General features: G+C 44.9%; 1 protein-coding gene. It reads right to left on the bottom strand.

The features are described from left to right. Positions 1-234: 234 nt before the first annotated feature. A partial coding sequence (locus AAEZ18_RS18385) for a MerR family DNA-binding protein (protein WP_352255841.1) occupies positions 235-485 on the bottom strand: 251 nt, incomplete at its 5' end.

Genomic DNA, 485 nt, shown 5'->3' with positions numbered 1-485 from the left:
AACTGAGGCTTGATAAAATGGCTAAGACAATAGCTACAAAGCGTACAATTCCACTGAAATGACTAGAGCGTGAAGATTTAACAGTTTTAAAAACATGCCTCGCCCTAACTTCATCTAACCCCGAAGAAATTAAAAGATTAACTATTTCACCTTCACATTACCGTCGCGCCTTTCGTGACAGTACATCACGATAAACTAACTGGGCAGATTGAAGGCATATAGTGAAACGGTGCTTTAAACGTGACAAGAACGATCGCCAAGGGCGCGTAAAATTCCGCACGACGCAGTGGGTGCTGTATTCGAGCACTTCTGACGCAAAATCGTCAGGTGCTGCTTTAATTGCGTTAGCTCTTCCATGCGTACTTCTACAGCACGGATATGATCATCCAGCAGCTCATTGACGTTGCCGCAGTCTTCGTAAGGCCTATCTCGAAACTGCAGCAAGATTCGCACTTCCTCTAAGGTCATATCGAGCGTACGGCAAT

Origin of the sequence: Pseudoalteromonas sp. 19-MNA-CIBAN-0066 (genome assembly GCF_040308705.1) — a bacterium.
Taxonomy (GTDB): domain Bacteria; phylum Pseudomonadota; class Gammaproteobacteria; order Enterobacterales; family Alteromonadaceae; genus Pseudoalteromonas; species Pseudoalteromonas nigrifaciens.
This window is presented reverse-complemented; position numbering and strand designations above follow the sequence as displayed.